A 1234-nucleotide genomic window follows, 5' to 3' on the forward strand; every position below is an offset into this window, starting at 1 on the left:
TGTTCATTCTCGTAAAGTGTGACTTAACGCTGTCATTCGCCACTATTTGGCTCACGAAGCGGGTTATAAGTACTGTCACCTTGGGCGCGCACGAGCGATTCAACCACCTCACCTTTTAAAGAAACAAACGCCATCATATCGAGGCTAAGCGTGTCTAAACTTTCTTGATATAGGTTGCGATCACGGTAACCAGCAATATCCCCTTCCGTGAACAGTTGATGCGTTTCATCCCAATACGCCCAATCGTAGGAGCGATCTTCTTGCAGGCTGATCATCATTTCGATGACGGCTTGAGCTTGTTTATTGGCGCGGCTGACTTCAAGATTTCCAGCTCGTCGAGACTGTAAGGAAAACGTTCGGTAATAAAAGCGTGCTCAAGATGACGCCAGTCAATCCTAAGCCAAAATAGAGCGCAGTGCGGCTGCGTAATGTTAAAGTGCAACAAACGTAAATCGAGACATTGATTTAATGATTATTAGAATTAATGACTTAGAGTTTAAGGCAAATAGCGGTGAATGGTTTGAGATAGATTCAATTTTGTTGCGTAACTGTTTCAAACATACAGATTACTTCGCATTATGGCTCACAAATTAAAAAGCGCATCCACCTGTGATGCGCTTTTGCTCGAACTCGCTTTACATTGTTTAATCGTAGAAAGGTTTGGCGTCCRCCTCCAAGCTTGAGGGCGCTACCGCTTTTTCAATTTTTAGCGAACTGTGTTTTAAATCTACCATCGCCACATTCGACAAAACGTTTGTATTTACGTGAGTAGAAACACTTTTACTTCCGGCTTCAAAGGCTGAGTCGGGTTAGAGGTCCAGACGATGCCAACCCGACCATCGTTCAATTCGACAATAGACCCCACTGGATACACGCCAATGCAGTTGATGAATTTGTAAACCAGATCAGGATCTAAATGAAATGGGGTTAAGCCGAGTATGATTTTAAACGCTTCGGCAGAGCTCATGCCTTGCTTGTAGCATCGGTCTGCCGTGAGCGCATCATAGATATCGACGATACAACTCATACGGCCATGGAGTGGTATTTCCTCTCCTTTTAACCCTTTGGGGTTAACCGTTTCCATCAAGCTTTTCATGGTGCATTAAACAGACATCACGGCTCACATCGCTTAGCCCCTCAACGTGCACAATAATCTCTTCGGCAAACACCTGATGGAGTTTCATGTGTTCAAACTCTTCAGGCGTTAGTCGCGCTGGTTTATGCAGCACTTCAT

At 44.5% G+C, this 1234-nt stretch carries 1 protein-coding gene and 1 pseudogene; both read right to left on the reverse strand.

The features are described 5' to 3' along the window. Positions 1–32: 32 nt before the first annotated feature. Complete coding sequence (locus tag CIK04_RS34355; protein WP_325205896.1) at positions 33–278, reverse strand: CHASE4 domain-containing protein; 246 nt, start codon at positions 276–278, stop codon at positions 33–35. A gap of 366 nt (positions 279–644) precedes the next feature. Continuing rightward, a pseudogene (locus tag CIK04_RS27300) lies at positions 645–1234 on the reverse strand (HD-GYP domain-containing protein); the annotation flags it as partial.

This window comes from Vibrio sp. 03_296 (assembly GCF_002265885.1).

What these genes read in the sequence shown, in the direction of transcription:
- CIK04_RS34355 (WP_325205896.1), bottom strand. Translation starts at nt 278, where the DNA reads ATGATGATCAGCCTGCAAGAAGATCGCTCCTACGATTGGGCGTATTGG.